The sequence below is a fragment of the Streptomyces kebangsaanensis genome, assembly GCF_001906585.1.
Classification (GTDB): Bacteria; Actinomycetota; Actinomycetes; order Streptomycetales; family Streptomycetaceae; genus Streptomyces; species Streptomyces kebangsaanensis.
The window spans coordinates 1-5,452 of the sequence record NZ_JUJA01000163.1; the positions used below are offsets into that span (position 1 = coordinate 1).

Here is a 5,452-nt window from a genome sequence, read left to right on the forward strand (position 1 = left end):
CCGGTCGTCGGCCCGCCCGATCAGCCAGTCCCGGCTGGGCACGACCAGCCCCGCCGGGGTGAAGGCGATCCTGCGCAGCTCGGCGTGGCTGCCGGAGTCCTTGCGCCACAGCCCGCCGACGATGTCCACGGCCTCCTCCGGCGTGGCGGCGAACTCCAGCCCCGCGTACACCGGCGCGCAGGCGTCCAGGCCCAGGTCCTGGGCGGTCAGACGGCGGCCCAGGCGCCGGGTGAAGACCTCCGCGATGAGGGCGGGCGTGGTGCCCCTCGGCTGCTGGCCGCGCAGCCAGCGGGTCACCGACGTCTTGTCGTATCTCAGGTCAAGCCCGTGTTCGAGACCGAGCTGGTCCACCCGGCGGGCCAGACCCGCGTTGGAGAATCCCGCTTCTGCGATGAGCGCGGCGAGCTGGCGGTTGGGAGTGCGCGGCGCGGGTCGTTCCGTCATCTGCGGTGCGGTCTCCTGCCTTTCGGGCACCCACGTCGCCGCGTGGATGCCCGGATTGCCTGTGAGCAGCCTTTACGGCCTCATGAACGGCGCGAATGTAGCGGAGAGTGAGCAGCCGGCCGCGGTATTCGCCAGCCATTCATCCGATCGTGTGAGGATTGCCCGTAAGGCTGACGCCCGTCGACCGGACGTACAGTGGCGTGGGCACGTTTCGTGCCTTACGACCTTCCAGGGAGGCGCTTGCCGTGAGTGGGTTGCGGTTCGTCCGCATGGGATTCGGTACCGAGGCCGTGGACTACCAGGTGGCCTGGGACGAGCAGCGCCGGGTGCACGCCGCCCGGTTCGCGGACGAGGTCCCCGACACCGTGCTGCTCCTGGAACACCCGCCGGTCTACACGGCCGGCCGGCGCACCGAGGACAGCGAGCGCCCGCTCGACGGCACGCCCGTGATCGACGTGGACCGCGGTGGCAAGATCACCTGGCACGGCCCCGGCCAGCTGGTCGGCTACCCGATCCAGAAGCTGCCCCGCCCGGTGGACGTGGTGGCCCACGTACGCCGCCTCGAGGAGGCGCTGATCCGCGCCTGCGCGGAGTTCGGGCTGGAGACCACCCGGGTCGAGGGCCGCAGCGGGGTGTGGGTCCTCGGCGACCCGGTCGAGCAGCGGCCGTCGCCGGGCGGGCTGTCGCTGGACTTCGACCCTCGGCTGAACGACGACGAGTTCGACCCGCGGCTCAACGGCCCGGAGTACGCCCCCTCCAACGCCGGCCAGCGCCGCGAGGACCGCAAGATCGCCGCGATCGGCATCCGGGTCGCCAAGGGCGTCACGATGCACGGCTTCGCCCTGAACGTGAACCCCGACAACAAGTGGTTCGACAAGATCATCCCCTGCGGGATCCGCGACGCGGGCGTCGCCTCCCTGGCGGGCGAGCTGGGCCGGGACGTGACGATCGGGGAGGTCCTGCCGGTGGTCGAACGCCACCTGCGGGACGTACTGGAGAACGCGGAGCCGAAGCCGCGGGAGATCGAGAAGACGCCGGCGTGAGGCGGCCCGTCCGGAGCTTCCCGTCCGGAGGCTCGGGGACGAGGCCGCCGGGCCGGAGCGGGGGCCTGGGGGCATGACCCCCAGGGAAGGGAAGGGTAGGGGCGCCGAGGGCGGAAGAACCCCCGGCGTACCCTGGGGGACACCGAAGAATCAATCGCTAGGGAGCCGGTCGTGTCCGCAGTCGCACCCGACGGACGCAAGATGCTGCGCCTGGAGGTCCGCAACAGCCAGACCCCCATCGAGCGCAAGCCCGAGTGGATCAAGACCCGGGCGAAAATGGGTCCCGAATACACGAAGATGCAGAACCTCGTGAAGAGCGAGGGCCTGCACACGGTCTGCCAGGAAGCCGGCTGCCCGAACATCTACGAGTGCTGGGAGGACCGCGAGGCCACCTTCCTCATCGGCGGCGACCAGTGCACCCGGCGCTGCGACTTCTGCCAGATCGACACCGGCAAGCCCGAGGCCCTGGACCGCGACGAGCCGCGCCGCGTGGGCGAGTCCGTGGTCACCATGGACCTGAACTACGCCACCATCACCGGCGTCGCGCGCGACGACCTGGAGGACGGCGGCGCCTGGCTGTACGCCGAGACCGTGCGCCAGATCCACCAGCAGACCGCCGGCCGCGAGGGCGGCCGTACGAAGGTCGAGCTGCTGGCCCCCGACTTCAACGCCGTTCCCGAGCAGCTGGCGGAGGTCTTCTCCTCCCGCCCCGAGGTGTTCGCGCACAACGTCGAGACGGTCCCCCGGATCTTCAAGCGGATCCGCCCCGGCTTCCGCTACGAGCGCTCCCTGAAGGTCATCACCGAGGCCCGCGACCACGGCCTGGTCACCAAGTCCAACCTCATCCTCGGCATGGGCGAGACCCGCGAGGAGGTCAGTGAGGCGCTCAGGCAGCTGCACGAGGCGGGCTGCGAGCTGGTCACCATCACCCAGTACCTGCGCCCGTCGGTGCGCCACCACCCCGTCGAGCGGTGGGTCAAGCCGCACGAGTTCGTCGAGCTGAAGGAGGAGGCCGAGCAGATCGGCTTCTCGGGCGTGATGTCCGGCCCGCTGGTACGGTCCTCCTACCGCGCCGGGCGCCTGTACCAGATGGCCGTCGAGAAGCGGGGCTCCTACGTCGCCGCCCAGGCGGTCTGACGACGGGTGACACCCCGTCACCGGCCTTGCCCCGCAAGCGGGCGGGCAAGCGTGTGAATTCGGGCACAGGAATCTACCGTCCGGTAATGGCCGATACGACGCGGCCCTGACCGTCGCCGCAGATGAGGGCGTCCGTCGGGGCCGCGTCACCCTTCCGGCCCGCGATGTCGAGGCTTCATCGCCGTTTGACCGGTCGGTCACGCCCTGGTAACACCAATCAGTGACTCTGGACTCACACCACGTACCCCGGCAGCCGCTACGAGGGGGGACCTCCACCATGCAGGCCGCGCCCGTTCGCGCCACCGCGATCCCGTCCTTCACCGACGCACTGCGTGCGGTCGAGTCCCTGCTCATGAGCAGGGGCCAGCGCACCGCCCGTCGCAACGCCTGGACCTCCGTCCTGGAGGACCGCCGCCGCGCCAAGGACCGTGTCGAGGCCCAGCGCGTCCTCGACCAGTTCCCCACCGTCCGCCCCTGACCGTCCCTCCCCCGCCCCGCCCGCACGGGCCGTACGGGCACTGCCGTCGTCGGCCGCCCGTGGAGCCACGTAGACTTCGTGGCATGGCGAGGAAGGACAACGCAGCCACGGCTGCCAACCCCGGGCGACTGAAGCAGATCGCCCTGACCTACCAGATGACCCGCAAGGCCGACAGCAAAATCGGTCTGGTACTCGCGGGTGTCTTCATCATCACCTTCGGGGTCCTCCTCGGGATCGGCTTCGCGATCGGGCACCCGGTCTACCTGGGCATCCTGGGCGTGCTGCTCGCCTTCCTCGCGACGGCGATCGTCTTCGGACGCCGGGCCGAGCGTGCCGCGTTCGGGCAGATGGAGGGCCAGCCGGGCGCCGCCGCGGCGGTCCTGGACAATGTGGGCCGCGGCTGGACCACCACCCCGGCGGTGGCCATGAACCGCAGCCAGGACGTGGTGCACCGCGCGGTCGGCAAGGCCGGCATCGTGCTGGTCGCCGAGGGCAACCCGAACCGGGTGAAGTCCCTGCTCGCCGCCGAGAAGAAGAAGATGAACCGGATCGTCGCGGACGTCCCGGTGCACGACCTGATCGTGGGCAACGGCGAGGGCCAGGTCCCGCTGAAGAAGCTGCGCACGACCATGCTGAAGTTCCCGCGTGTGCTGACCGGCCCGCAGGTCACCACCACCAACGACCGGCTGCGCGCCCTGGGCGACCTGATGAGCAACATGCCGCTGCCGAAGGGGCCCATGCCCAAGGGCATGCGGATGCCGAGGGGCGGCCCGAAGGCCCGCTGACCCCGCGCACGCGACGCCTGCGACGACGTCTGACGACGAGGGGGCGCCCGGATATTCCGGGCGCCCCCTCGTCGTCAGACGTCGTGGAACCTCAGATCCGCACCTCCACCGTGCCCGCCAGCCGGTCGTGCAGGCCACGGCCGTCGCGGTCCCAGATCAGGGCGGGGACGGCGAGGCACAGCAGCACCGTGCGCAGCGCGGCGCGCAGCGGCTGCACACGGCCGGTGCCCAGGGCGAGGACGCGCAGACCGAACAGGCGCTTGCCCGGCGTGAAGCCGACCGTGCCGAGCGTGAGGACGCCGAGCACCAGGAAGAGGAGCAGCGCCCAGTTGCTGGTGGCCTGGTCGTACCCGCCGGTGATCAGACCGTCCGCGATCAGCAGGCACAGCGCCCAGTCGACGGCGAGGGCGCCGAGACGCCGGCCCGGACGGGCGATCGAGCCCGATCCCTCCTCCGGCAGCCCCAGTCGTTCACCCGGGTAACCGAAGTCGGCACCGGCGTCCTCCATGGCCGCGCGCGGCCCCGACAGCCATGATCCCATTGCTTGCCTGTTGTCCACGTGTCCACCGTACTGCGACGCCGAAAGCGAGGAGGCCGTCGGGGTGTCCAGGACCGTGACCCGCGCCCGGGCCGGTTAACTTCTGCGAAACAAACGGGTCACGCCCGGGAAATCACCCGTCCCTAAGGTCGAAACAGCGTGCGCCGCGCACCGGCCGCACCATCGATCTACCACCCCGGCGGGACGGTCGGGAGCAGGAGGAGCTGAATGTTCCAGAACGCCGACGAGGCCAAGAAGTTCATCGCGGACGAGGACGTCAAGTTCGTCGACATCCGATTCTGCGACCTGCCGGGCGTCATGCAGCACTTCACGGTGCCCGCCGAAGCGTTCGACCCCGACGAGGAGCAGGCGTTCGACGGGTCCTCGATCCGCGGCTTCCAGGCCATTCACGAGTCCGACATGTCCCTGCGCGCCGACCTGTCCACCGCGCGCGTGGACCCGTTCCGCCGGGACAAGACCCTCAACATCAACTTCTTCATCCACGACCCGATCACGGGCGAGCAGTACTCCCGTGACCCGCGCAACGTGGCGAAGAAGGCCGAGGCGTACCTGGCCTCCACCGGGATCGCCGACACCGCGTACTTCGGTCCCGAGGCCGAGTTCTACGTCTTCGACTCCGTCCGCTTCCGGACCGCCGAGAACGAGTCCTACTACCACATCGACTCCGAGGCCGGCGCCTGGAACACCGGCGCGCTGGAGGACAACCGCGGCTACAAGGTGCGGTACAAGGGCGGCTACTTCCCGGTCCCGCCGGTCGACCACTTCGCCGACCTGCGCGCCGAGATCTCCCTGGAGCTGGAGAAGAACGGCCTGAAGGTGGAGCGGCAGCACCACGAGGTGGGCACCGCCGGCCAGGCCGAGATCAACTACAGGTTCAACACGCTGCTCGCCGCCGCCGACGACCTGCAGCTGTTCAAGTACATCGTGAAGAACGTCGCCTGGCGCAACGGCAAGACGGCGACCTTCATGCCGAAGCCGATCTTCGGCGACAACGGCTCGGGCATGC

At 70.0% G+C, this 5,452-nt stretch carries 6 protein-coding genes and 1 pseudogene; 5 read left to right on the forward strand and 2 right to left on the reverse strand.

Features of this window, described 5'->3' with window-relative positions; translation table 11 throughout:
- Positions 1–444, reverse strand: a pseudogene (locus RH94_RS31675) (regulator); the annotation flags it as partial.
- Positions 445–689: 245 nt separating this feature from the next.
- Between RH94_RS31675 and lipB the strand changes: the two are divergent.
- The 4 genes from lipB to RH94_RS31695 all read left to right on the forward strand — a co-directional run bounded on the left by lipB (position 690) and on the right by RH94_RS31695 (position 3,887).
- A complete protein-coding gene (gene lipB, locus RH94_RS31680; protein ID WP_073951782.1) occupies positions 690–1,487 on the forward strand; it encodes a lipoyl(octanoyl) transferase LipB in 798 nt (265 codons plus the stop codon).
- 171 nt (positions 1,488–1,658) lie between these two features.
- Complete coding sequence (gene lipA, locus RH94_RS31685) at positions 1,659–2,624, forward strand: lipoyl synthase (RefSeq protein ID WP_073951784.1); 966 nt, start codon at positions 1,659–1,661, stop codon at positions 2,622–2,624.
- A 277-nt stretch (positions 2,625–2,901) separates the two neighbouring features.
- Positions 2,902–3,102: an SCO2195 family GlnR-regulated protein gene (locus RH94_RS31690; protein ID WP_073951785.1), complete on the forward strand. Its 201-nt coding sequence runs from the start codon at positions 2,902–2,904 to the stop codon at positions 3,100–3,102.
- A gap of 83 nt (positions 3,103–3,185) precedes the next feature.
- Positions 3,186–3,887 (forward strand): DUF4191 domain-containing protein, encoded by a 702-nt coding sequence (locus RH94_RS31695; protein WP_073951786.1) that lies wholly within the window; start codon positions 3,186–3,188, stop codon positions 3,885–3,887.
- Between the two features lie 91 nt (positions 3,888–3,978).
- On the opposite strand, the gene RH94_RS31700 is transcribed toward RH94_RS31695, so the two are convergent.
- Entirely contained in the window at positions 3,979–4,446 is a 468-nt protein-coding gene (locus RH94_RS31700; protein WP_073951787.1) for an RDD family protein, read from the reverse strand.
- Positions 4,447–4,653: 207 nt separating this feature from the next.
- Here RH94_RS31700 and RH94_RS45110 point away from each other — a divergent pair.
- Positions 4,654–5,452, forward strand: a 799-nt coding sequence (locus tag RH94_RS45110; RefSeq protein ID WP_234426167.1) for a glutamine synthetase beta-grasp domain-containing protein, incomplete at its 3' end; no start/stop codon positions are given.